The sequence below is a fragment of the Periweissella fabalis genome (genome assembly GCF_012396505.1).
Taxonomy (GTDB): Bacteria; Bacillota; Bacilli; order Lactobacillales; family Lactobacillaceae; genus Periweissella; species Periweissella fabalis.
Window position 1 is genome coordinate 55,957 of record NZ_JAAXPN010000005.1, and the last position, 24,680, is coordinate 80,636.

Below are 24,680 nucleotides of genomic sequence, written 5' to 3' on the forward strand. Positions count from 1 at the left end.
TCTTAAATCATGGCTGCACGCACCAGGACTGAAACGCCCTTGGGTGCCCAACCTGCTACAGTGACATTTGCTGGTACGGTTACCCATCCTAAACCATTAATCACGATATCTGACTTAACTTTAGTCCGGAATTCGTGCCGTTGTAATGGCGGAAAATCGCCCATTTCATCACTAGTTGGTGGTACAAGTAATTCACCAGCATGCTTTTGATAGAAACTATCAGCGTTAGCTAACTTAGTCCGGTGAATCATCAAATTATTTTCAAAATATGCTACAAAAGGACTCCGCTCACCTTGAATAAAGTCTAATCGTGCTAAACCACCGAAGAATAATGTTTGTTCGGCATTCAGTTGAAATACAACCGGCTTCAATTCTTTTTGTGGTGACACATATTTTAACTCTTTAGCACCAAGGTAATGAGCCATTTGATCTTGATGGATAATCCCTGGTGTATCAATCAAACTAGTATTATCATCAAATGGAATTTCAATCTTATCTAATGTTGTCCCAGGAAAGCGTGACGTTGTAATTAAATCTTGGATACCAGTTTGTTGTTTAATAATGGCATTAATCAATGTTGATTTACCAACATTGGTAACTCCAACAACGTATACATCGCGACCATCACGATATTTATCAATCTTAGCTAATAATTGATCTATAGAGTGATTTTTAGCCGCTGATACTAGTGCTACATCAATTGGTCGAATTCCATTGATGTTTGCTTGTTGCCGCATCCAATCAGTTAGTTTAGTCCGTTTCAATGAACTTGGCATTACATCAGCTTTATTTCCTACTAATAGGACCGGGTTGTCACCAACAAAGCGATGTAAACCTGGAATTAATGAACCGGTAAAGTCAAAGATATCAACCACATACACGATCAAAGATTTTGTATCAGCAATCTGTCCAAGTAAGCGCCGAAAATCATCATCAGTTAGTGAAACTGGCTGAATCTCATTATAATGTCGTAACCGGAAGCAACGTTGGCAATATACTTCGTCACTTTCCAGCCCTTTTTTCAAAGCACTCATTGGTGTAAAACCCAATTCACCTTTGTGCACAGTTTGTAATTGAACCCCACAGCCAACACAGTTAATACCATCAGCAAGGGCTTCTTGTAATTCTTCATCAGTCATTAATCTTATCCATCCATTTCAAGTTCGGAAACTTCTTCAACATTGAACGTTTAACCGGCTTTTCAATAAAGCGGTTAATACGGGTATTCCATTGATCAGTTTCAATCAACGGTTTTACTAAAATGCTTCTAATCCCGGCGTTATTAGCTGCCCAAATATCAGTCATTAATTGATCGCCAACCATAACTACTTCATTTGGTTTCAAATCCAATTGACGAATAGCTTGTTTAATTCCACGTGTCAAAGGTTTTAAAGCTCGTGAAACATACTGTGCACCTAATGGAGCGACTGCCTTACTAATTCGTTCTTCTGAATTATTAGAAACTACAATTAATGGAATTCCAGCTTGCTCCAAATCACGTAGCCACTGCCGTAATTCGTTGGTTCCTTCGGGATTATTCCATGCAATTAGCGTGTTATCTAAGTCAGTTAACACAGCTTTAATGCCTTGCGCCTTTAATTGCTCTGGCGTGACATTATAAATAACATCAACCATCCAAGTCGGTGCAAATTTATTTATCATTCAAATTATCCTTTTATTTATCACTTTTCACTTTTATGCAATTACTATATTATAGAGTATTTTGTTGTTAAAAACTAGTTTACAAGCTAGCCATTAATCTTTGTCGACAATTATTTTATTATCAGAGTTCAACAAAAAACTGGCTTTCATAAATACCGGTGCGACGACAAGTGTAATTTCAATATTATTTACAAATTTCAACCTTATTAAAGTTGGTGTCGTTGCGTCATTTGTCAAACTAGTCTCAACTAACTCGTATGGTGGGAGAAACTCTAGCCACGTTGTATTATTAAATAGCGAAAGTTGAGTAACAAACAACGTAAGACTCAAATCAAACTCGTTTGTATCTGTTTGCCCCAATGTTCGAACTCGTGAATCACGATTACAAAAATCCTGTATTGCTGAAAATATTGTTTCTTTACTCATCAAAGTTTGCCTCCATAAAATAACTTCTCTTCTATTTTAGCATGCAAATAAAAAAGAGTTGTAGAGAATTCAACTCACAACTCTTTTTTAATTACTTAGTTTCAAGTGCTTTTTTAGCAGTTTCAGCTAACTTAGCAAATGATGCTTCGTCAGTAACTGCAATGTCAGCTAACATCTTACGGTTCAATGCTGAACCTGAAAGTGCCAAACCGTGCATAAACTTGCTGTATGACAAACCGTTAATACGAGCAGCCGCATTGATACGAGCAATCCATAATTTACGGAAGTTGCTCTTAGTCTTACGACGGTCACGGAATGCGTAGTAGTAAGATTGCATAACTGATTGCTTAGCAACCTTAAAGTTGATGTGACGTTGACCACGGTAACCCTTAGCCAACTTAATCATTTTCTTGCGACGAGCACGCGTCACTGTTCCACCCTTAACACGCATGGGAAAGTCCTCCTAAAAATACTTGTTTTTTTGTTTACGTTTTAAATTTAAAATTAGATAGTTGAAAGAAGCTTGTTGTAAGTCTTCAAAGTAGTGTGGTTCATCATTGAAGTACCACGAAGTTGACGACGTTGCTTCTTAGTCTTACCGTGGAAACGGTGTGAAGTAAAGGCGTTACCTGACTTCAAACCACCATTGGCAGTCTTCTTGAAACGCTTTGCTGAAGCGCGGTGTGTCTTTTGCTTAGGCATAATTACAATTCCTCCAAATAATTTAGTAGCTTTCTTTTATTAGCTCGTAGATGTTGTTCTACTTGCTATCTTTTGGCGCAAGAACCAAGAACATGCTACGACCGTCCATCTTTGCACGTTGTTCTACTTTAGCAACTTCAGCAGTTGCTTCCGCTAAACGATCTAAGACAGCACGTCCAATTTCCTTGTGCGTAATGGCACGTCCCTTAAAACGAATTGACGCTTTAACTTTGTTACCTTGACCCAAGAACTTAAGCGCTGCTTTCAAACGGGTGTTAAAATCATTTTCATCGATAACTGGTGAAAGTCGAACTTCCTTAACAGTGACGATTTTTTGGTTCTTACGAGCTTCACGTTGACGCTTTTGAGCATCAAACTTGAATTTCCCATAATCCATGATTTTAGCGACCGGTGGCTTAGCGTTAGCTTGTACTAACACCAAATCCAAATCTTGATCTTCAGCGAGTTTCAAAGCTTCTGACGTAGGCATAATACCCTTGTCGCCAGCATCTGTAATCAAGCGAACTTCACGTGCGCGAATTTTATCATTAATCAAATCTTGTTGTGGTCGAGCTTGTGCTATGGTTTTGTCCTCCAAATTTTATTTTGCGTGAAAACAAAAGAGGGTTCGCGTAAAAAATTACGCAAACCCGCTTATAAAATCATTCATCATGGTTTTAAAGAATATCAAGCCTAGCAACACAATTATCACTGAGGCGAGAAGCGGGTGCTCCTACTTTGTTTTCTCAACAAAATATATCTTACCGTAAACCTAAAGGTATGTCAAGCATTTTTAACTTACCTTTAGACTAACAATACTGATTGTACCACAAAACTTGTTAACAGGCACTATCATTTTATTTTTTTTGTAGTGGTAATTTTTCACCGGCTCCAATGCCAACTTCACTAGGTTTTGGAAAAGGAAGTTTGCCGCGTATTTGTTGCCGATAACGACGATAATCATTTCGCTTCAACCTTCTAATCCGATTAGTGTCGGCATCAATAATTGAAACTATCGGACCAAATCCCATCCAAAACAACCAAACGATTAACATGGCTAAGCCCAATAATGCAATTTTATCTTGTACTGTACGATATGTGAAAATTGCCCAAATAAGAAACCATAACATTTCATACATCCCAAGCCGGCGCAATAATCGCGGCTTATCATAGCCATTACGGTAAGCTGCACGCCACAAATCATCCAACTTAACAAGCGGTTCTAATCGAAACATGCCAATTATCTTATTCATACGACTCCTTTTTCTTGCTAATCGCAAGTGCCAGTAATTCAGTTGCATTAGCTAATGATAAGTCGGTTACTTCTGTACCACTAATCATACGTGCTAATTCACTCGCTCGCTGCTGTTCATCAAGTGGACTAATAGAAGTTTCGGTACGCTCATTAATAACTGTCTTTTGAATTAAATAATGTTGATCAGCCATTGCTGCAACCTGTGGTAAATGCGTGATAGTTAGTACTTGTGAATGTTTGGCAATAGTTGCAATTTTTTCAGCAATTGCTTGTGCAACTCGGCCAGACACACCAGTATCAACTTCATCAAAAACAATTGACATCACACCTTGATTTTGTGCAAAAATTGTTTTCATTGCTAACATCATTCGTGACAATTCACCACCAGACGCAATCTTAGCTAATGGTTTAGCACTTTCACCAGGATTAGTTTGAATATAAAATTCAACATCATCTAGTCCATCTAATTGAAAATCAGTACGTTGGCCTAAATTAACACTAAAACGAGCTTTTTCCATATACAAATCTTTTAATTGCTGATGAATTTTTTCAGCCAACGTCTTTGCATTCTTTTGTCGCAACGTCGAAAGTTGATTTCCTAAAGTGGTTAATTGTGTTATAAGCTTATTGAGTTGTTCGTCCAACTGATCACTGTTAGCCCCCATATTTTCCATTTGTAGAAATTCAGCTTTGATTTTAGCTAAATATGCTAACATTGCTTCTACATCAGGGCCATATTTACGTTCCAATTGATGAAGCAAATCAAGCCGTTGCTCAATTTGGTTCAATCGTTCTTCATCATATTCAAGCAAATCAATTTGATTGCTAACATCTTTGACAACTTCTTGTAAAGCATAAAAACTGCTATCAATTGTCTCACTAATTTCTTGATAACTCTCATCAATACTTTCAATGCTTTGCATTGCTTGCATTGCTTCACCAAGATTGTCAAGTGCACCGGTTTCTTCACTACCGCTTAATTTAACATTAACTAATTCAAGTGCACCCATAATTTTTTGAAAATTATTTAATCGACTACGCTCTGCTAATAATTGCTCTTCCTCACCGGCTATTAAATCAGCTTCTTCCAGTTCTTCAACTTGAAACTTCAACATATCAAAGCGTTGTGCCCAAGCTTGCTGATTTTGTTGTTTCTCTTTAACAGCCTTTAATACTTTACGGTACTCACGAAAAGCCTGTTGATATTGTTCTTTTAACTCAATTAAACTCTCACCAATGTATTGATCAAGCATTCCTAAATGCTTTTCAGGTTGCATCAATTCTTGATGCTCATTTTGCCCATGAATATCAACTAGAAATTCACCAATTTGTTTTAATGTTGTTAGATTTAATAGCATTCCATTTACGCGAATGACATTGCGCCCACTACGATGTATTTCACGCTGAATAATCAGTTGTGCATCGCCCGCTTCAATCCCTAAATCAGCTAAAAGTTGCATAAATTTATGATTTGTAGTATCGATAATAAACGATGCCTGCAAAACAGCTTTTGGGCTACCTGTACGAATAAATTCTTGCGAACCACGACCACCAGCAAGTAACCCAACCGCATCAATTATAATTGATTTACCGGCACCAGTTTCACCTGAAAGGACCGTCATACCATGGTTGAAATCAACTTGCAGATGGGGGATTATCGCAAAATTATCAATTGACAACTCTTGCAGCATTCCATCATCTCCTCACATTATTATTAGAGCAAATCCCGAATTTTATTGGCAACAATTTTACTATCACATTGATCTTTAATAAATAACATAACTTTTGCATCATTAACCATCACAGCAAAAATTTCATCAATATCCATAGCCTCAATTAAGTTACCTATCACTTCTCCTGTACCTGGAATTACCTTTAATAAAATCATCGAATCCTGTAACGCTAATGATTCAATATTTCGGCTTAGTAACCGTGCTAGGCGATTACGATCCAAAGAAAATTCATTTGGTGCAAATTGATAATTGAAATTACCATTATTATTACGAACTTTAATCAGGTTAAGTTCGCGCAAATCACGGCTAATAGTTGCTTGGGTAACTTTTTTACCAATCTGTTCTTCAATTGCATATACTAATTGATCTTGCCGTTCAAATGATTGCGATTGTACTAATCTTCTAATTAGATCATGTCGTTCTTGCTTTCTCATTGCTCATTCCCCTTTTCAAGGTTGTCCTCTTTTCGATTTAATTGATCATAAGCACTTGCTTGAACATCATCAATATTTACATTAGTAGATATTACTGGTGCATCAGCTGCTTTCAAGTGTGCTAAAAATTCAATATTTCCTTCTCCACCTTTAATCGGTGAAAAATCTAAATGTTCAACCGTAAAGCCAGCAGAAATCGCAAAGTTTATAATATCTTCAAGAACAGCTTTATGCACGGCAGGATTTCGAACGATACCATGTTTCCCAACATTTTCACGTCCTGCTTCAAATTGTGGTTTAATTAAGGCGATAACTTCACCATTGGTAGCAATGATATCACGAAGCGGTGGCAAAATAAGATGTAATGAAATAAACGAAACGTCTATAGTCGCAAAATTAGGTTGACCTTCTGTAAAGTCAGCTAATTTTGAATAACGAAAATTCGTATTTTCCATTACAATAACGCGTTCATCAGAGCGTAGTTTCCAAGCTAATTGATTTGTACCAACATCTAATGCATATGATTTTTTTGCACCGTTTTGCAATACAACATCCGTAAAGCCACCAGTTGAAGAGCCAATATCTAACACAATTCGATCAGTGACATCAATATTAAAAGCTGTCAATGCCTTCGCTAATTTAAAGCCTCCACGCGAAACATATGGCATAGGAGTCCCTTTTAAATGTAGTTCTGTCGTTACCGGTATTTTAACACCTGCTTTATCTAAACGTTCTTCGTTTGCACCAAGAACAAGGCCGGCCATAATCGCTCGCTTTGCTTGTTCTCGGGTTGGAAATACCCCTTGTTGTACTAATAAAATATCGACGCGTTCCTTATCCGCCATCCTTAATCATTTTTCCTTTCAAAATAACTCAATAATCCTGCCACCAATTCGTAATCAAATGATTGCATACTAGCAATTGTTGTCAATGACTGTTGTGTTTGGTTTATAATAGTCGCTAACTCTTTTTGAGCACCGACCATTCCTAGTAAATGTGGATAGGTATTTTTTTCAACATCCACACTATCATTTACATCTAAAATATCATCTTCAATTTGGAAAGCCAAACCATAATTTAATCCAAACATTTTTAGTTCTTGCTCAATATCCTCTGATACTTGGGCCAAAATACCACCTGCAAGTGCTGCATAACTGATTAATGCACCTGTTTTTAAATTATGAACTGCAACTAATTGCTCATGTGAATAATTCAACTCATTTCCAAGCATGTCGCTAACTTGGCCACCCACCATACCAATTGGTCCCGCGTTATGGGCCAAACTTGTCATCAGCTTTATCTTACTAGTATCGTCAATCTTACTTTCGGCAATCCAACTAAAAGCTAAAGTTAATAAACCATCCCCAGCTAAAATTGCTTGAGCTTCACCAAATTTTTTGTGATTAGTAAGCTTTCCACGTCGAAAATCATCGTTATCCATAGCAGGCAAATCATCATGGATTAATGAATAAGTATGAATTAATTCAACTGCACATGCAATTTGAATTATATCTTCGTTAATTTCACCACCAAAAGCCTGATAAATTGCCAATGTCATAATTGGTCGAAGCCTTTTACCACCGGCATTTACTGAATAACGCATTGCTTCAAGCAAACAAGTAGGTGCGGCTAACTTTAATAATGCTTGATCCATTGTGTATTCAATTTTGGGCACATATTCCTCATAGAAGTTTTGATATTTTTGCATAATTATAATCCTTAATTAGCGTCGCTGGTATCAAAGGCAACTACTTGCCCTTGTTCATTAATCATTTTTGTTAATGTTTTTTCAGCTTCTGTTAATGTTTTTTGTAAATCTTTACTTAAAGCTATCCCAGCTTGAAATTGATTTAATGCCTCTTCAAGTGGTACATCGCCACGTTCTAAGCGTGCTACGATTGCTTCAAGATCTGTTAAATTTTCTTCAAATGTTTTTTTATCATTAGTTGCCATTTTAAGATTCCTTCCTAATATCAGTAACTTTGGCTGTCACAGTCCCATCACTTACTCGCAATGTAATTTGTTCATCAATTTCAACATCGGTCGTTCGTTTGATAACTTGGCCATCTATTGAAGCCAATGCGTATCCTCGGTTTAAAATATTTAGTGGCGATACTAAATTTAATGCTTGCATTTGCTTAGCTACTTGTTGTTGCTTATCTTTAAGAATCTGCGAGCTTGCTTGTATTAATTGCCGATCAGTCACATTAATATGTTTAACTAATTGTACTATTTGTTGGCGATACTGTAATAATGGTATCCGATGTGTTGCCAACTGATACCGATTATTAGCATTAGCAATCCGCTGTTGAAACGCTTTAATTAATCGCTCATTGGCTAAATCAACTCGTTGAACATAGCCATCATACAGACGCTGTGGATTACTAAATACCACTGAATTCATCTGCCGAGCAACTTGTTGTTTAGCGAATTTTACACGATTAAGCATCGCTGTTTGCAAGCGACTTTCTAGTTGTTGTAAATTAATTATTTCTTCATCTAATCGTGGTGTAGCTAATTCTGCAGCAGCAGTAGGTGTCGCTGCACGTATATCCGCCACTAAGTCAGCAATGGTGGTGTCCGTTTCATGACCCACGGAGCTTATAACTGGCATAGGCATGCTAACAATTGCCCGTGCAACTGCTTCTTCATTGAATGGCCATAAATCTTCAATCGATCCACCACCTCGGCCAATAATTACTACATCATAATCTGCTTGTGCAACTTGATGTAACCGTTCAACCAAACTAGCAACTGCATTATCACCTTGTACAACTGCCGGGTACAATACTAATTGTGCAATTGGATAACGTCGTTGTGTTGTTGTTATAATGTCACGAATCACGGCCCCACTGGGTGAAGTAATTACCGCTATTCGTTTAGGGAAACGTGGTAATGATTTTTTAGGGCGATCAAATAAACCTTCAACTTGTAATTTCTGCTTTAATTGTTCATAGGCTTGATAAAGTGCCCCAACTCCATCTGGTTGCATTGAGTCTACTATAATCTGATAAGATCCCGATGGACCGTATAATGAAATACGACCGGTAACCAAAACCTTCATCCCTTCTTCTGGTTGGAATTTAACCTTTTTAAAATTACCTTGAAACATCGTTGCATTAATTTTAGCATTATCATCTTTTAAACTAAAATATTGATGAGTCGGGCGTAAACGCCAATTTGAAATTTCGCCAGTTAAAAAAACCTTTTCTAAATACGGATCTGCATCAAATTTACGTTTTAAATACTTTGTCAATCCACTAATTGATAAATACTGTTGTTTTTCCATAATTATTGCCAATTATTCAAATATACTGTGTTGTTGTGCCAACTCAATTGTCGTTTGCATCAAAGTTGCAATCGTCATCGGACCAACGCCCCCAGGAACCGGTGTTAATAATTGTTCTGAATCCGGCATATCATCTAATACGTCACCAACTAATTGGCCATCTTCTAAGCGATTAATACCAACATCTATTACAACAGCATCTGCCTTAGCAGCACTCATTTTGAGAAAATGTGGTTTACCAACTGCCACAATAATCACATCTGCAGTTGCAACTAATTGTGCCAAGTTCTTGGTATGCCGATGAGCTAAAGTTACTGTCGCATTCGCGTTATTTAACATAGCCATCATTGGCCGGCCCACTAAAATCGAGCGACCAATTACTAAAGCGTTTTTACCAGTTAAGTCAGGCACATATTCTTTTAGCAAGGTCATAATTCCTCGTGGCGTATTAGCCATTGGATAATAGCCTTCAGAATTAGCAAATAATGCTCCTACATTATGCGCATGAAAACCATCAACATCTTTTTCAGGTGCAATAGCACTTTGAATATGATGTTCATCAATGTGATCTGGTAACGGTGATTGAACTAAAATCGCATCAATTGCTGGATTAGCATTTAATCCGTTAATTTTAGCTAGTATTTTTTCTTCACTTACCGTTGCTGGAAAGGTAATTACTTCTGAATCAATGCCCAGCTTTTCGGCAGCTCGCTGTTTATTTCGAACATAAATTTGTGAAGCTGGATCATCGCCGACTAGAATTACTGCAATTCCTGGTGTAATTCCCAATGCTATCAACTTTTTTACACTACTAGCAATTTGTACTTTAAGGTTTTCGGCAACCTGTTTTCCATCAATTAATTTCGTCATTTTAAAATCCCTTTCACAAATAATAGTGCTTAATTATAACATTTTTAGGATATTGATTGCTGATATATTGGATAATTTCTATTGATTATCAATTAAATATTGATTATTCAATTAAATTACGTAAAATTTATTTTTTACGCAAAAAAGTTCACACTTTATAAGTATGAACTTTCTTCTTATTAATCTTCACTACTATTTAAAATTGTTGATTCACCATCTTCAGAGCCTGATTTTTCATCATAAGTGTCCTCTACGTCATCACCAATTCCATATGCTGAACGTACGCGATTATAGATTTCTAGACGCATATCGGCATGTTCTTCTGAATCAAGGTATCGTTTAACATTTTCACGTCCTTGACCAACACGTTCACCATTATATGCAAACCATGAGCCGGATTTATCAACGATATCTTTTTCAACTGCTAAATCAATTAATTCACCAGTTTGGGATACCCCTTCACCATACATGATATCAACTTCTGCTACTTTAAATGGTGGTGCAACCTTATTTTTAACAACTTTAATTTTAGTATTATTACCTATAATGTCAGTTCCATCTTTAATTTGTGCAGAACGACGTACTTCTAAACGAACAGTTGAATAAAATTTCAATGCTCGGCCACCAGGTGTAGTTTCTGGGTTCCCAAACATAACACCAACTTTTTCACGAATTTGATTGATAAAAATTGCAATAGTTCCTGTTTTGTTAATTGATCCTGAAAGCTTACGTAATGCTTGTGACATTAATCGTGCTTGTAAACCAACGTGAGCATCACCCATCTCACCTTCGATTTCAGCACGTGGAACTAATGCCGCAACCGAATCAACAACTAAAATATCAATAGCACCAGAAGAAACCAAGGCATCAGCAATTTCTAACCCTTGTTCACCAGTATCGGGTTGTGATAAAAGTAAGTCGTCAATATTGACACCCAAATTTTCGGCATATTTAGAGTCTAATGCATTTTCAGCATCGATATAAGCTGCAGTTCCCCCAGCTTTTTGGATCTCAGCAACTGCATGTAAAGCTAAAGTTGTCTTACCAGATGATTCAGGTCCGTAAATTTCAATAATTCGTCCCTTGGGATAACCGCCAACTCCCAATGCAATATCAAGTTTCAATGACCCAGATGGTACTGTAGAAATCTGCGTTTGTGCATTTTCACCCAAACGCATAATTGAACCTTTACCAAAATTCTTTTCGATCTTTTTTAGTGCAGCATCAAGTGCTGCTTTACGTTCATCAGCCAAATCGGTTCCTCCATTCACTACTTTTCAATATAGTTATCTTACCTTTACGTTCGCCAAAAGGCAAGCTAAATCGAACAAATGTTTTTATTTATACTTCACTAAGGGCAAGCCTAAAATTTTCCGCCGTACTAAATCAAGGCCTGCCATAACTGCACGTTCACGATTTTTTTGGCGTTCTGTCCCAAAATGATATAATACTGCTTCGACAGGTTCATCTTCAAAGGCAATACCAATCCAGACGGTTCCTACCGGTTGAGACTCTAATTCACCAGATGCAACACCGGTAAAACTAATTGCAATATCTGTACCTAATTTATCTTTAGCACCTTGAGCCATTGCACACGCGGTTGCTTCGCTAACAACACCATGTTGGCCAATAATTTCCGCATTAACGTCAAGCAATGCGACTTTAGTAGCTGGTGAATAAGTGACAAAACCACCATCGAACACTTGTGAAATACCAGCTACTTTACCTAATGTACTTTGGAATAATCCGGCCGTCATACTTTCAGCAGCAGTGATATGCAAGTTACTATCAATTAATAGCTGTCCTACGCACTCTTCTAAAGAAAAATCATCACCATAACCATAGAAGTAGTCACCCACCTCTAGCATGATATCAGCTTCCATTTTATCAATTAGTTTAATTGCTTCATCTCTTGTTGCCGCTTGAGCCGTAATTCGTAAAGTCACTTCATGGGCTTTAGCATACGGTGCAATAGTTGGGTTCGTTTGTTGTTCAATCAAATTGGCTAATTGTGTAACCAAACGAGATTCACCAATCCCATAAAAACGGAGCACTCGTGAAAATAAAACTCCCGATTGTTGATATTTCTCTGCTAACAGTGGTAATGCATGTTTAACTAGCATCGGCTCTAATTCCCAAGGTGGTCCAGGAAGTAATAAAATGTCAGGCACATTTGGGTTTTGGTAAAAACACCCTACAGCAAATCCAGCTTCATTTTTTAAAGGTACACCATCGGCCATATATAACGCTTGCAAACGATTATTTTCTGACATTGGTCGTTGCGTACGAGCATGATAGTCAAGAATTTTATCTAATGCAACTTGATCTTCAATTAGCTTTTGATTGACAAATTCGGCAACTGTTTGTTTAGTCAAATCATCTGGTGTTGGTCCTAACCCACCAATTGTAATAATTAACTCTGCTCGTTTCTGTGCGATATCAAGTGCTGACAAGAGCCGTGTACGATTATCACCAACTACTGTTTGATAATAGGTATCGATATCAAGAGTTGCTAATAATCTGGCTACTAAGGGACTATTAGTATCTGTAATTTGCCCTAATAGAATCTCTGTTCCAACTGCAATTATTTCAGCTTGCATTGCTAACCTCCCTTATGAAATATACTACGTACTTCTTCAGTCTTTATGTTCTTAATTTTAGCAAAAAAAACGCTTAAAAACACAAAAAAACATTAGCAAGATTTAATTAAGTAGCAAGCTAATGTTTTTAAGTTAATTATTTGAATCCATCGCTAAAGACACTGCGATTTTGAATAAAATAGTCAAGACCTGAATAAACAGTAAAGAATAGTGCAATCCATAGCATAATTTCTGCCATTGGGATATTAAATGGATTGAAAAAGGCGTTATTAAAATAAAATAGGATAATCGCAATCATCTGTGTAGTTGTTTTAATTTTACCTGGATAAGCAGCTGCCATCACCTGACCATTGTTTTCGACAATCAATAAGCGTAGCCCTGTAACTGCTAATTCACGAATAACAATAATTGAGATAACCCACGCACTGGCCTTACCAAATTGAACTAAGAAAATTAACGCCGTCATAACCAACAATTTATCTGCCAATGGATCGGCAAACTTACCAAAGTTAGTTACTAATTTACGGGCACGTGCAATTTTACCGTCAAGCAAATCGGTTAATGAAGCGATAATAAAGACTACACCTGCAATAACTTGATTTATTGATGTATTAGTTGCACCAAGAAAATTCATCGTTCCCAGTGATGGTATAACCAATAATAAGATAAATATTGGAATTAAAAAAATTCGAAAAACAGTTAATTTATTTGGTAAATTCATAATTAATTATCATCCTTTGCATCGCTTCCAGCGGCAAAATTAAAGTCGTAGTTACGTGTCAAGCTTGAACTATCAGGAATATTTACATCTTGTTTATCTAATTGAATACTTGTACCAGTTGCAAAGCCAGACGTTACTTTTACAGCGGTTGTGTTAGCTGGTAAACTAACTTCTTTTGAATCGCCAGCTTGAATCATTTGATTAACAACACTTGATCCATTAACTCGAACCGTTACCCATGTACGATTTTTTGAACTGATTACCATTGTATGATCCTTGCTAACTGCATCAGCTCCGGTCACATTAAAACTAGTTTCATTACCAGTGACTTGACCATCAGATATTTTTAAATCTTTTGCTTTATCTTCTGATTTTGCTTTTTTAGTTGGCTTTTTCTCTGAAGATGCTTTTGACGAACTATCAGCAACTTTATCAGCTTTATTTACTTTTGAACTCGAAACAGATACTGAAGAATTATCCGCATTTTGTTGGCTATTAGACTTAGTCGAAAGGGAGTTAGCAATTACCCAGATAACTAATAGGACTACAACTACTAGCACACCGATGATAATTTTAGGAACAAATGATTGAATCTTGTCTGCCTTAGTTGGCTCCATATCCATCCCTGTACGGGTAACATTATCTAAATCAGTGCGTGAATTACTTAGATCTGTAGTTGGTTCAATAACCTCTTTTGGGGCATTAACTAAAAGTTCATCCGCATCAATACCAACTGCTTGGGCAAATTGTTTAGTAAAAGCCCGGACATAAAAATCTCCCGGTAATTGATCAAAGTCCCCATTTTCAATGGCATTCAAATAGCGTTTTTGAATTTTTGTACTTTGTTGAATATCATCCAACGTGAATCCTTTTTCCAAACGGGCTGCCCGAAGCTTTTCCCCAATTTCAATGTTGCGTTGTTCACTCATGTCTACACACTTCTCCATACTGATCTACTTATACATACAATTTAGTATAGCATAATTTTTTTATTCATTTAGTGTCGATTTTATACTTTTACCAACTAATTTTAGTTTATTTGCTATCAGTTATTATCTTCTCTAGGTTGAACTGTAATCGTGGTTATTTGACTAGCATCAATGAATATTTTAAAGTAATTTAGGACATCAGTAAATGTCAAATTTTCAAGTAAGCCAACTTCATCTAAAAGATTGGCTCCATCAAATAATTCACCATCATACTGATTAGCAATTGCTTCTAAAGAATTTAACATGCCAAAATTACTACCTAGGGCTTCTTTTTTGATTAAATCAAAATTATCAGCAACTGCAGACAACTCGCTAAATCCATGAGTTAAGATATCTAATATATTTGTTTTAAATTCTGTTGCTTGTTGCGTTTCACTACTAATTGTTGCGAAATGGAAGCCACGTTGTGCTTCAAAATCATAACTAAAACTATCATCAATAATACCATTATTATAAAGTGTTTGATAATGTTTACCTGTATCACCAAATAATAAATCAAAAGCTAAGCTAATAGCCAAACTATATTTCAAACCTTCAATACCAGCTGGTAATTGATCATATCCTCGAATTCCAATAGCAACTTTAGGTCGTTGAACATTCAGATTCAATGTCATCTCAGGAATAACATTATTTTCAATAACATTATTACCACGTTTAATTTTTTGTGCTGGCACAAATTTTTTGTTAGTTTGATTAGCTTCAATCCACGTTAAAGTTTCGGTAACGTCAAAGTTACCCACAATAAATAAATTCATATTACTTGGTTGATAAAAAGTCGCATATGTCGTATACAACATCTCAGGAGTAATTTCTTCTATTGATGGAATTGTTCCTGCAATATCTTCACTCAATGCTTGGTTAGGATACATTGCACCTAACAAATTTGTATATACTTGCCAATTGGGTTCATCGGCGTACATTTGAATTTCCTGGCCAATAATACCTTGCTCTTTTGCGACTGATTCTTTAGAAAAATATGGATCCTGAACAAAATCTAATAGGATATCTAAATTTTCATGTAAACGCCGCGTTGTTGAAAATAAATAACTTGTGCGCGTAAAACTCGTGTAAGCATTAGCATTGGCACCATACTTGCCAAATAAGGCAAATGCATCATAGTCAGCCTTTTCAAATAATTTATGTTCTAAAAAGTGCGCAATCCCTGCTGGCATTGTTTGCATTTCTTTATCACCAATAGGAATAAAACTTAAGTCTAACGCTCCAAAGTCAGTTGTCATTACCGCATAAGTTTTATGAAATCCTTTTTTAGGCAACAAGTTAACTGTCAACCCATTCGTTAACTGCTTGGTGTAGAGCTTTTCTTCTAAATTTGGATAATTAATTTGTTTCATAATTTTCCTCCACCAAGGCAAAAATTGCTTGTAATTTAATTTTTTGTGCAAGATGCTGTACATCTTCTTTAGTTACTTTTTGTAAATTAGCTACCCATTGCGCAGGTGCTGTTACTTTTTTACTGAGTGCTTGAATTGTTGCACGTTCAACAATCGAACGCGGTGAATCAAGTGATGCTTCAAATGAATTAATCAAATAAGCAATAATTTGTTGAATTTCTTCTTCAGTAAAATCACCTTGTTGAATTGCTACAACTTGTTCTTGAACTAGTGCAATTACGCGTGATAAATCACTACTTTGAATTCCCGTTTGAACCGTCAGCGTTTGTGTTGCTAAGCTTACGCCACTTTGAGCATAATAGGCTAAACTGGCCTTTTCACGCACATTTACAAATAATTTTGATAACGGATAGCCACCTAATAATGCATTCAATACAATTGCTGCGTATCGCTCAATTGGGGCATTTTGGTGTGGAATCTGAAATGCCATATTTAATTTAGCTTGCTTCAGTGGCTGTTGTTCAATTTTTTGACTAACAGTTTCTTTTAATGGTTGTTGATAGTTTAATTTAATATCTATAACTGGCCGTGGTGAAAATGGTAATTTTTCAAAAAGCGTAACTATTTGTTGTTCATCAACATCGCCTATCACAAAAATATCAATTAAGTCTTCTGCTAACATTGTTTGATAATAGGTGTACAAATTTTCAGCTGTTAAAGGTGTTAAATCATTAATTTGACCATAACTCGGAATTGCCATCTCATTTTGAAAATAAAGTTGAGCTAGTTGACTGTTAGCATAACTTTGTTTATCGTCGACAAGGGCTTCAAAGTCAGCTTGCATATTTTCCTTTTCCCGATCAAAAATAGCCTGATTAAATTGATTATTTTCAGTAAGCGGATTAAAAATAGCATCTTGTAAAAAGGCAACTGCTTCAGTGAGTAAGTTATCTGAGGTTTGTAAAAATTTTTCATTTACAATCCGCATCATAAACCTGAAACTATGTAATTGCCCATATTTTTGCAAATCAGTCCCGAAATTAGCACCATACATACTCGCTAATTTTTGAGCAATTTTAGTTTGATCAGGATATCGTTGGGTTCCTAATTCCAATATATTTGCCAGAAGTGACCGTTTAGTTATCGTTGTTTGTTGATGCTTAGTTGTCAAATTGACCACAATCTGTGTCGTCTTAAATTGTTGGTTCGGTAATATATGTAGTCGAACCCCTTCACGTAATTCAAAATCCAATATTGTTTCCTCGGTTTCTTAATTAAATAATATTTATAGTATCGGACTTAATAACCGACTAAAACGCTGTTTAAAGCTTTGCCATAATGATTGATTTAAAAAATCTTGTAATGTTAATGGTGTACATCTTTTTAAATCTTCATTGAAAATATTTTGTAACTCTTGTGCTACCTTTTTGTCATACATAAATGCATTGCCTTCAAAATTGAGTCTAAATGAACGAATATCAAAATTAGCTGAACCTACTGACGCCATTTTACCATCAACAACTAGTACTTTAGCATGTAAGAAACCACCATTATAAGTTGATACACTTGCACCACATTGAAGAATTTCATTTGCATAATATTTAGTTGCTTGATATACAAATGGATGATCAGGAACACTTGGAATCATAACATGCACATCAATGCCTGATAATGAAGCATTCTGAATAACTTCTAACATCCCACTATCTGGAATAAAATATGGGGTTTGAATTAGAATTGATTCTCTTGCAGTGGCAATCATTTGCATATACCCTCGTTTAATTTGTTGTAAATCACTGTCAGGGCCTGAAGAAACAATTTGCATCGCCGTTGAGCCATTAATCGTTGTTGCTCGTGGAAAATACTTATCATTAAATTCAACTCGACTTGTCTTATGGGTAGCATTCCAATCTAGAAAGAAACGTGATTGTAATGCTAAGACACCATCACCTTGAATTCGTAAATGAGTATCACGCCAATAACCAAATTTCTTTGAAGGCTCAATATACTGATTAGATACATTAAAGCCGCCAATATACCCAATCTTACCATCTATAACTACTAGCTTGCGGTGGTCACGAAAATTAACCCGAAAAGTTAAGATTTGAAATCGGCTTGCCAAAAATGGTTCTACTTCTCCGCCAAGTTCAACTAATTTCTTGAATAATTTTTTATTGCGGCCATGCGAGCCAAATTGATCATAAATCACCCGAACCCGAATACCAGCTGCTGCACGTTCTTCTAGAATTTGGACTAATTTCTGTCCAGTTTTATCATTGCGTATTGTGAAATATTCGATATTAATATGATGCTGTGCCTGCTGTAAATCCCTAAATAAACTAGCAAATTTTTCTTTACCATCTGTAAATATTTCAACATGATTTTGTTCAGTTAAAATTGCTTTATCAGTTTTCAAAAACATATTCACTAATTCTTTGGCGCTTTTAGTTATCTTTTGGGTCTCCGTGAATTGCGAACTATTTAAACGTAATTCTTGATTAGTAACAATAGTATCAATCCCTAATCTGATTTGCGACTTCATATTAAAAATTTTTTTATCAGTCATTTTGCGACCAAAAATAGCATAAACAAAAAAGCCAATAATCGGAAAAACAATTAAAACTAATAACCAGGCCCAAATTGCTGAAATATCACGTTTTTCATGAAAAACTGTTATTACTGCCACAATGGTATTAATTATTACTATCAATGTTGTAATTTCAACGATTAGTAATACATCCATGATAAGTAGTCCCCCTAATTTTTTAATAAACCTTTATCAGAACTACTCTACTCGATTACACCTAAAAAGGCAAAGAGGTTGACACTAAAAATGTCAACCTCCCCATATTTATGCAAATTTAAATTTCTTCAGTATAACGTTTTTCACCAACACGTTCTTCACCAAGTTCTTGGAAAGCATAACTAATCTTTGAGTTACGTTCAAACTCAGCAAAACCATAATTAATGATTTCATCCAATAATTCAGTATAACCGATACCAGAAACTTGCCACATTTGTGGATATAATGAGATATTAGTCATACCCGGTAACGTATTTGGTTCACCTAAGTATGGTACCCCATTTTTATCAACTAAAAAGTCAATTCGTGTCAATCCTTTAAGTTCAAGTGCTTTATAGGCCTTCAATGACATTTCTTCGATTTCTTTAGCTAAAGCTGGTTCAATAACAGCTGGTAAATCAAAGACAACTCCTGAAGCATCAACAAATTTATTATTGTAATCATAAAATTCTTCATTTTCAGGAACAATAATTTCACCTAATTTAGAAACCTTAGGCTTTTCATTTCCTAAAATCGAAATTTCAAGTTCACGTGGTTGATCAATTGTTTGTTCAACCAGTACTTTATAATCATATTGTAATGCATTGTTCAAAGCAGCTTCATATTCAGAAGCATTGTGGGCCATTTGCATTCCAACAGATGAACCTTGCTTAGCTGGTTTAACAAATAAGGTTTCACCAAGTTCTGCAGCCAATGTTTCATAAGTATATTGATCTTTATTTTCTGGTGTAATTAATACGTACTTCGTATTACGAACACCCGCTTGGTTTAAAATACGTTTTGTTAATTCTTTATCAAATGCCATTCCTGAAGCAGTTTGAGGTGCTCCAATAAATGGTTTATTAAGTAATTTGAAAAGCGCTTGAATCGTACCATCTTCACCTAAGTTACCGTGAATTACTGGCCAAAAAATATCAATATCACTTACTTCACTCAATGCAGCAATTGGTGCTAATGGGTTACTAGTATCCATCTTGGCCATTTCAGCTGCAACTAACTCATCTTCAGCTGCGCCATCCAAAATTTTATTTGATACTTCTGTTCCCATCAAAATACCGTCTTTTGAGAACATAAAAATACTAATCTCATATTTTTCTTTATCAAGAGCATCGTAAACATTACGTGCCGAACGCTTTGAAACGTCGTGTTCTGAAGAATTTCCTCCAAAAAGTAATCCTACGTGTATTTTTTTAGTTGCCATTAAATATTCCATCCTTATCTTTGTCCATACCATTGACACATTATTATACCATATTAAGCATAACTGTAACCTTTTTAAATTTGTATCACGTTAAAATTTTTGTAACTCTCCAAATGGCGTATTCAACCCCAACAAAAAAATGATATTTACAAAATAAACACCATTTTAAGCTAAATTATTTTATTTCACGTGCAACATAAATCGGACGCCGCTTAACTTCCATATAAATATTACCAATATATCGACCAATAATACCTAATACTAATAATTGAACCCCACCAATAAATAGTAAGATTGAAATAGTCGAAGCCCAGCCCGCAACACTTGAGTTATTAATTAAGGCACGAATAATAACAAAAATCAATGAAATTGTTGCAACCCCAGCCATAGCAGCTCCAAGACCTGATGCTATCATCAATGGCGTCTCAGAGAATGTTACAATTCCTTCAATTGCATATCGGAACAAACCCCAAAATGACCATGATGTAGTTCCTGCAACTCGTTCAATATTTTTATATTCCAAGTATTTAGTTTTGAATCCAACCCAACTAAAGATACCTTTCGAGAATCGATTATATTCTCCTAATTCTAAAATCGCATCAACCATTTGACGCGTCATCACACGAAAATCGCGAGCTCCAGGAACCATCTCAACTGGTGATATCTTATTAATTAGCCAGTAAAAAGTATTAGCGAACATAGTCCGAATTTTAGACTCACCTTCACGACTTACACGCCGAGTTCCAATACAATCCCATTCACCTGATACTACACCAGCTATCATTTCTGGCAGCAATGCTGGTGGATCTTGTAAATCAACATCCATCACTGTAACTAAATCACCCGTAGCATTTTTTAAGCCTGCGTATAAAGCAGCTTCTTTCCCAAAATTCCGAGCAAAGGTTACATAATGAACTGCATCATCTTTAGCCTGTAACTTACGAACTTCTGCCATCGTCTGATCAGATGAACCATCATCGATAAACCAGTATTCGTATTCGATATCAGTTAATTCTGAATGTACTGCTTCAACTGCGTCATAAAAAAGTGCCACGGTTTCTTCTTCATTATATACAGGTACAATAATTGATAATCTCAAAATTTAGCTCCTATTTCTTTTTTGCATAAAATACTAATACAACCATTTTATCTTATTTTTATGAATATACAATAAAAGGATGGAGGATAATACCCCCCACCCTTTTATACGCTACAGCGACTAGCTGTCTGCACGACGAGACAACTCTTGATATCTACTATACCAAAGGCTAATATATTCCTTTGAAAAAGGGCCCTTACCGTTATTAATCCAATCTACTAATATCTTCACATTCTCTTTTAAAATCCGATCGACTTCTTTTGAGTAATGCCACTGATTACCATGGGCCTCGTATTCGTCTGCATCTAATAATCGTTTTTCACCATCTGGATAAACCTTAACATCCAAATCGTAATCAATATATTTTAATGCTTCTTTATCTAAAGTATATGGCGATGCCAAATTACAGTAATACGAAACGCCATTATCCCGAATCATTGCGATAATATTGAACCAATAATGTTTATGAAAGTATACAATTGCTGGTTCCCGTGTCACCCATCGGCGACCATCATCTTCGGTCACTAAAGTATGATCATTCACCCCAATAATTGCATTTTCACTGGTTTTTAACACCATGGTATCGCGCCAAGTCCGATGTAAACTCCCGTCATGCTTATAGCTTTTAATGGTAATAAAGTCGCCCTCACGCGGTCCGCGTTCCTTGACCATACCAAACCAACTTTCTGACTAAACATCGAATTTCATTATTCATTATACACGGAATATGATAAGTTGTGTAAAGATTATAAATATATCGTTGATATAATAAAAATTTTAATCATTTTCATCTGATAACGTTACCATTACTGTATTGATATCATCGCTTTGAAAGCCTTTATTATATAGTGCTTGTTTTGTTTTTAAAGTTCGTTTGCCCATTTCAAATTTTCGATTGCGGTACCAAATTTTTTCCGCTTCACGCTGTAAATTTTGTTTTTCTTGATCTATATCGACTGGTAAAACATTACGTACTTTTACTTGCTCAATAATTTCCATATCGTAACCTTTTTGGAGCATTGCCTGTTGTATTTTTTGTTGTTTGGCAAAGCCAGCTAATTTTTGATAACGTTTAGCCAATTGAAAATATAATTTTGTCGCGTTTTCTAATTGTAATTCAATGGAATACTCAGTAAGGGCAATTTCAATTACATCATTAGTAATCCGCTTTTGATATAGTAATTGTTGAATAACTTTAGGGCCTTTTATACTAGTATTAGCAATAGTACGAACAAAGCTTTGAGCAAAAGCTACATCATCAATTAAACGTTCTTCAGTTAGTCTTTTCAAAATATTTTCAATAGTTACTGTATTTATTTCAGCTAGCTGTAATTTTTGCTTAACTTCATATCGTGAACGTAATTGTTGACTTAAATATACATATGCTGTTTGTAATGCTTTAGCTTCTTGATCTGCTTGTTTAATTTCCTCAATCAAGGCCTTAGTTAATTCACGGCCTTTAAATAAATTGAACTTTATTAATACTGTCTCGGACACTGCAAAAGAAAATTCATCCGCAATATAAATATTAAAGCGGCCAGGCCTTTTTTGTTGTTCCACTTTACTTACTACTTGCATTAATTCATAAATTCCTTTCTTTTAATAATGCATCTTATCAAAATATTTCATTAGCAATGCATATATATTAAAATAATTTATTGGCAATTTGAATATACGTTTTAAAAAACCAATTGCCCATCTTGAAAGTAAAAAATCGCGTTTGAATTGACCTGGATGAAAGCAATAATACCAATTGCTTCTAGGTGTTACTAAGTATTTAACGTTACGATCAATAAATACAAAATGGCCAAACCGACGCATGAAATCATTACTCGGTTTAAATACATTTAATTCAAATAATTTCATAGCACTCTTAGGTGCTAACTGAATAATTGGATTTAACTTGGAATCTGTAAAATCAACTACAAATTGCAAAGCTGCTTGTCGAATTGTTTTAAGTAATTGGCCTTGAACAATCAAATCATGATTTCCTTCAAATTCATATGGTGCCAAAATTGGTTGCACTTGACCATTACTTTTGTCATATCGAATCGTTGTACCATGTTTAGCCGAAAATAAAAATTCTAATATTCCGTTAATAGGTCGTGCTAAATTATTTTGATTTTGGTTCTTAACTTGATCGAACCAAAATCCATACGATGTAACTTGGTCTCGTTTAGCAGTCTTTGCTACACCAAAATAGTATCCTTTGATGATAACTGGGATATCAGCTAGCTGACAAAATTTCTCCAATGCTCGTTGTTTATTACCATGCCACCCGATATCAACAACTGCAACTTTATCGGTAAATCCGATTTTTAACAAATACTCTTTTAGATAATCAAATTCTAACTGTGCATTAGTTATTATTTCGATTTTGTATTCTTGATATAAAGCATTAAGCCAAGAAAGAGACGTAATATCTTTTGTGTACTTAACTTTACTTTGAGAGTCTTTCATTCGTATTTTATCAATCCCACATGCTTTTAAAAATTGACTAGCCGTAAATTCACGAGGTAAATTGATATAGTTTAGTACATCCTCAATATTCAACGAATTTTTCAGTAATGGAACTTGTAACGCACGCCGTGATACATACAAATAATCCGTCACTTGGTTAGGATATAATTTCTGATAGGCTTCTTGCAAGATATATCCGTCACGGGCAAAGAAAAAGATTCTATAATCACTTGCAACATTAGCATCTATCCATTGGCTAAAGCCTAGAATAACCGGCCCAAAAGCACTATATCCAAATTCTTGGTAACTATCAAACTCATATTTATCTAGCATATTATTACTAAAGAGTTGAATCGTATTAAGTATCGCATCATTAGCAATTAATGGTTGTAGACTATTAATGCTAACCCTAGGTATCTTAAAGCACTTGATATGTGCACCCAAGCTTGCAAAATAATCAGCCTGCCATTCATCCCCAACATGTAGCACTTTATTAGGCTTAATATTTAACTCTTTTAATATCCGTTCAAACAATAGACTATTTTTTTTACTACTTCCATACTCATTAGCTACATATAATTTTTCATAATCACTATACCCATTTTGTGCTAATAGTTGTGCTACTACTTGTTTATCGATATTAGTATCGGCAATTACTATTAGCCTCTTACCAATTCTCTTTAACGCCTGATATAGCATCTGCATTGGTGCATTTGCTTGATTAAGTTCATGGGTTATATATATTTCAACTTCCATCACACTTTTGGGAACTGATAAAAATTCATAAATATTGGCTAGTGTCGTTTTATTTCCATATTTTTTATGTGCTTTACTTTCCGCATTCAAACGTAGCTTAACAAAATTTTTAAGTTCAAGTTGATTTTCCCGTTGCCAAATATTAGCTATTAACATAAACATACTTGGCTTATTCGGTATACTACTTTTCAATAATGTGTTGAAAATATCAAAGATGACAACCTCTGCATCAATTAATTGTGACCATAATTGGTCATAATTAATTATCGGATAAGTTGCTAATTTACGTTTAAATTGTCTAAGCATCACATCCCCCTTTATGATAAAA

The 24,680-nt window shown here is 35.4% G+C and carries 26 protein-coding genes and 1 other annotated feature; all 26 genes read right to left on the reverse strand.

Annotation, left to right across the window (positions count from 1 at the left end):
• Positions 1-2: 2 nt before the first annotated feature.
• The 26 genes from yqeH to HF964_RS05905 all read right to left on the reverse strand — a co-directional run bounded on the left by yqeH (position 3) and on the right by HF964_RS05905 (position 24,658).
• Positions 3-1,139 carry a ribosome biogenesis GTPase YqeH gene (gene yqeH / locus HF964_RS05780; RefSeq protein WP_168722105.1) on the reverse strand — a complete coding sequence of 379 codons (1,137 nt, stop codon included), beginning with the start codon at positions 1,137-1,139 and terminating at the stop codon, positions 3-5.
• Positions 1,132-1,662: a YqeG family HAD IIIA-type phosphatase gene (locus tag HF964_RS05785; RefSeq protein WP_168722106.1), complete on the reverse strand. Its 531-nt coding sequence runs from the start codon at positions 1,660-1,662 to the stop codon at positions 1,132-1,134. Before HF964_RS05785 ends, yqeH begins: the two co-directional genes overlap by 8 nt.
• Positions 1,663-1,755: 93 nt before the next feature.
• Positions 1,756-2,088 (reverse strand): hypothetical protein, encoded by a 333-nt coding sequence (locus HF964_RS05790; protein WP_168722107.1) that lies wholly within the window; start codon positions 2,086-2,088, stop codon positions 1,756-1,758.
• A gap of 91 nt (positions 2,089-2,179) precedes the next feature.
• Positions 2,180-2,539 carry a 50S ribosomal protein L20 gene (gene rplT, locus HF964_RS05795; protein ID WP_168722108.1) on the reverse strand — a complete coding sequence of 120 codons (360 nt, stop codon included), beginning with the start codon at positions 2,537-2,539 and terminating at the stop codon, positions 2,180-2,182.
• Between the two features lie 53 nt (positions 2,540-2,592).
• Positions 2,593-2,790 (reverse strand): 50S ribosomal protein L35, encoded by a 198-nt coding sequence (gene rpmI / locus HF964_RS05800; RefSeq protein ID WP_168722109.1) that lies wholly within the window; start codon positions 2,788-2,790, stop codon positions 2,593-2,595.
• Between the two features lie 58 nt (positions 2,791-2,848).
• Positions 2,849-3,346 carry a translation initiation factor IF-3 gene (gene infC / locus HF964_RS05805; protein WP_168722164.1) on the reverse strand — a complete coding sequence of 166 codons (498 nt, stop codon included), beginning with the start codon at positions 3,344-3,346 and terminating at the stop codon, positions 2,849-2,851.
• Between the two features lie 56 nt (positions 3,347-3,402).
• Positions 3,403-3,535 (reverse strand) — a sequence feature (ribosomal protein L20 leader region).
• Positions 3,536-3,647: 112 nt separating this feature from the next.
• On the reverse strand, positions 3,648-4,043 hold the full coding sequence (locus tag HF964_RS05810) for an MFS transporter (RefSeq protein WP_168722110.1): 396 nt from the start codon (positions 4,041-4,043) through the stop codon (positions 3,648-3,650).
• Complete coding sequence (gene recN, locus HF964_RS05815; protein WP_168722111.1) at positions 4,036-5,736, reverse strand: DNA repair protein RecN; 1,701 nt, start codon at positions 5,734-5,736, stop codon at positions 4,036-4,038. Before recN ends, HF964_RS05810 begins: the two co-directional genes overlap by 8 nt.
• A 23-nt stretch (positions 5,737-5,759) precedes the next feature.
• Positions 5,760-6,212: an arginine repressor gene (locus HF964_RS05820; RefSeq protein WP_168722112.1), complete on the reverse strand. Its 453-nt coding sequence runs from the start codon at positions 6,210-6,212 to the stop codon at positions 5,760-5,762.
• The gene (locus HF964_RS05825; RefSeq protein ID WP_168722113.1) at positions 6,209-7,057 is read right to left on the reverse strand and encodes a TlyA family RNA methyltransferase; all 849 of its coding nucleotides are present in this window, start codon (positions 7,055-7,057) and stop codon (positions 6,209-6,211) included. Before HF964_RS05825 ends, HF964_RS05820 begins: the two co-directional genes overlap by 4 nt.
• Positions 7,058-7,059: 2 nt before the next feature.
• Positions 7,060-7,920: a polyprenyl synthetase family protein gene (locus HF964_RS05830; RefSeq protein WP_168722114.1), complete on the reverse strand. Its 861-nt coding sequence runs from the start codon at positions 7,918-7,920 to the stop codon at positions 7,060-7,062.
• Positions 7,921-7,931: 11 nt separating this feature from the next.
• Positions 7,932-8,165, reverse strand: a complete 234-nt coding sequence (locus tag HF964_RS05835) for an exodeoxyribonuclease VII small subunit (RefSeq protein WP_168722115.1) — start codon at positions 8,163-8,165, stop codon at positions 7,932-7,934.
• A 1-nt stretch (position 8,166) separates the two neighbouring features.
• A complete protein-coding gene (xseA, locus tag HF964_RS05840) occupies positions 8,167-9,501 on the reverse strand; it encodes an exodeoxyribonuclease VII large subunit (protein ID WP_168722116.1) in 1,335 nt (444 codons plus the stop codon).
• Positions 9,502-9,513: 12 nt separating this feature from the next.
• Positions 9,514-10,371, reverse strand: coding sequence for a bifunctional 5,10-methylenetetrahydrofolate dehydrogenase/5,10-methenyltetrahydrofolate cyclohydrolase (locus tag HF964_RS05845; protein ID WP_168722117.1), 858 nt, complete (start codon positions 10,369-10,371; stop codon positions 9,514-9,516).
• A 179-nt stretch (positions 10,372-10,550) separates the two neighbouring features.
• The gene (gene recA / locus HF964_RS05850) at positions 10,551-11,624 is read right to left on the reverse strand and encodes a recombinase RecA (RefSeq protein ID WP_168722118.1); all 1,074 of its coding nucleotides are present in this window, start codon (positions 11,622-11,624) and stop codon (positions 10,551-10,553) included.
• An 84-nt stretch (positions 11,625-11,708) separates the two neighbouring features.
• Complete coding sequence (locus tag HF964_RS05855) at positions 11,709-12,971, reverse strand: competence/damage-inducible protein A (RefSeq protein WP_168722119.1); 1,263 nt, start codon at positions 12,969-12,971, stop codon at positions 11,709-11,711.
• Positions 12,972-13,107: 136 nt separating this feature from the next.
• Positions 13,108-13,692, reverse strand: coding sequence for a CDP-diacylglycerol--glycerol-3-phosphate 3-phosphatidyltransferase (gene pgsA / locus HF964_RS05860; RefSeq protein WP_168722120.1), 585 nt, complete (start codon positions 13,690-13,692; stop codon positions 13,108-13,110).
• 2 nt (positions 13,693-13,694) lie between these two features.
• On the reverse strand, positions 13,695-14,621 hold the full coding sequence (locus HF964_RS05865; RefSeq protein ID WP_168722121.1) for a helix-turn-helix domain-containing protein: 927 nt from the start codon (positions 14,619-14,621) through the stop codon (positions 13,695-13,697).
• Between the two features lie 116 nt (positions 14,622-14,737).
• Positions 14,738-16,033: an EF-P 5-aminopentanol modification-associated protein YfmH gene (gene yfmH, locus HF964_RS05870; protein ID WP_168722122.1), complete on the reverse strand. Its 1,296-nt coding sequence runs from the start codon at positions 16,031-16,033 to the stop codon at positions 14,738-14,740.
• The gene (gene yfmF / locus HF964_RS05875) at positions 16,020-17,285 is read right to left on the reverse strand and encodes an EF-P 5-aminopentanol modification-associated protein YfmF (protein WP_168722123.1); all 1,266 of its coding nucleotides are present in this window, start codon (positions 17,283-17,285) and stop codon (positions 16,020-16,022) included. The genes yfmH and yfmF overlap by 14 nt, the downstream gene beginning before the upstream one ends.
• Before the next feature lie 33 nt (positions 17,286-17,318).
• Positions 17,319-18,776 carry a cardiolipin synthase gene (gene cls, locus HF964_RS05880; protein ID WP_168722124.1) on the reverse strand — a complete coding sequence of 486 codons (1,458 nt, stop codon included), beginning with the start codon at positions 18,774-18,776 and terminating at the stop codon, positions 17,319-17,321.
• A gap of 118 nt (positions 18,777-18,894) precedes the next feature.
• Complete coding sequence (locus HF964_RS05885) at positions 18,895-20,037, reverse strand: D-alanine--D-alanine ligase family protein (protein ID WP_168722125.1); 1,143 nt, start codon at positions 20,035-20,037, stop codon at positions 18,895-18,897.
• Positions 20,038-20,212: 175 nt separating this feature from the next.
• Positions 20,213-21,139, reverse strand: coding sequence for a glycosyltransferase (locus HF964_RS05890; protein WP_168722165.1), 927 nt, complete (start codon positions 21,137-21,139; stop codon positions 20,213-20,215).
• Positions 21,140-21,256: 117 nt separating this feature from the next.
• The gene (ntdP, locus tag HF964_RS05895) at positions 21,257-21,808 is read right to left on the reverse strand and encodes a nucleoside tri-diphosphate phosphatase (protein ID WP_168722126.1); all 552 of its coding nucleotides are present in this window, start codon (positions 21,806-21,808) and stop codon (positions 21,257-21,259) included.
• A gap of 105 nt (positions 21,809-21,913) precedes the next feature.
• Positions 21,914-22,714, reverse strand: coding sequence for a recombination regulator RecX (recX, locus tag HF964_RS05900; RefSeq protein ID WP_168722127.1), 801 nt, complete (start codon positions 22,712-22,714; stop codon positions 21,914-21,916).
• A 21-nt stretch (positions 22,715-22,735) separates the two neighbouring features.
• Positions 22,736-24,658 (reverse strand): HAD family hydrolase, encoded by a 1,923-nt coding sequence (locus tag HF964_RS05905; protein ID WP_168722128.1) that lies wholly within the window; start codon positions 24,656-24,658, stop codon positions 22,736-22,738.
• Between the last annotated feature and the right edge of the window lie 22 nt (positions 24,659-24,680).

Bases quoted from the DNA above. Each gene is read 5' to 3' on its own strand.
- yqeH (WP_168722105.1), bottom strand. From the start codon at position 1,139: ATGACTGATGAAGAATTACAAGAAGCCCTTGCTGATGGTATTAACTGT.
- HF964_RS05785 (WP_168722106.1), bottom strand. From the start codon at position 1,662: ATGATAAATAAATTTGCACCGACTTGGATGGTTGATGTTATTTATAAT.
- HF964_RS05790 (WP_168722107.1), bottom strand. From the start codon at position 2,088: ATGAGTAAAGAAACAATATTTTCAGCAATACAGGATTTTTGTAATCGT.
- rplT (WP_168722108.1), bottom strand. From the start codon at position 2,539: ATGCGTGTTAAGGGTGGAACAGTGACGCGTGCTCGTCGCAAGAAAATG.
- rpmI (WP_168722109.1), bottom strand. From the start codon at position 2,790: ATGCCTAAGCAAAAGACACACCGCGCTTCAGCAAAGCGTTTCAAGAAG.
- HF964_RS05810 (WP_168722110.1), bottom strand. From the start codon at position 4,043: ATGAATAAGATAATTGGCATGTTTCGATTAGAACCGCTTGTTAAGTTG.
- recN (WP_168722111.1), bottom strand. From the start codon at position 5,736: ATGCTGCAAGAGTTGTCAATTGATAATTTTGCGATAATCCCCCATCTG.
- HF964_RS05820 (WP_168722112.1), bottom strand. From the start codon at position 6,212: ATGAGAAAGCAAGAACGACATGATCTAATTAGAAGATTAGTACAATCG.
- HF964_RS05825 (WP_168722113.1), bottom strand. From the start codon at position 7,057: ATGGCGGATAAGGAACGCGTCGATATTTTATTAGTACAACAAGGGGTA.
- HF964_RS05830 (WP_168722114.1), bottom strand. From the start codon at position 7,920: ATGCAAAAATATCAAAACTTCTATGAGGAATATGTGCCCAAAATTGAA.
- HF964_RS05835 (WP_168722115.1), bottom strand. From the start codon at position 8,165: ATGGCAACTAATGATAAAAAAACATTTGAAGAAAATTTAACAGATCTT.
- xseA (WP_168722116.1), bottom strand. From the start codon at position 9,501: ATGGAAAAACAACAGTATTTATCAATTAGTGGATTGACAAAGTATTTA.
- HF964_RS05845 (WP_168722117.1), bottom strand. From the start codon at position 10,371: ATGACGAAATTAATTGATGGAAAACAGGTTGCCGAAAACCTTAAAGTA.
- HF964_RS05855 (WP_168722119.1), bottom strand. From the start codon at position 12,971: ATGCAAGCTGAAATAATTGCAGTTGGAACAGAGATTCTATTAGGGCAA.
- pgsA (WP_168722120.1), bottom strand. From the start codon at position 13,692: ATGAATTTACCAAATAAATTAACTGTTTTTCGAATTTTTTTAATTCCA.
- HF964_RS05865 (WP_168722121.1), bottom strand. From the start codon at position 14,621: ATGAGTGAACAACGCAACATTGAAATTGGGGAAAAGCTTCGGGCAGCC.
- yfmH (WP_168722122.1), bottom strand. From the start codon at position 16,033: ATGAAACAAATTAATTATCCAAATTTAGAAGAAAAGCTCTACACCAAG.
- cls (WP_168722124.1), bottom strand. From the start codon at position 18,776: ATGGATGTATTACTAATCGTTGAAATTACAACATTGATAGTAATAATT.
- HF964_RS05885 (WP_168722125.1), bottom strand. From the start codon at position 20,037: ATGGCAACTAAAAAAATACACGTAGGATTACTTTTTGGAGGAAATTCT.
- ntdP (WP_168722126.1), bottom strand. From the start codon at position 21,808: ATGGTCAAGGAACGCGGACCGCGTGAGGGCGACTTTATTACCATTAAA.
- recX (WP_168722127.1), bottom strand. From the start codon at position 22,714: ATGCAAGTAGTAAGTAAAGTGGAACAACAAAAAAGGCCTGGCCGCTTT.
- HF964_RS05905 (WP_168722128.1), bottom strand. From the start codon at position 24,658: ATGCTTAGACAATTTAAACGTAAATTAGCAACTTATCCGATAATTAAT.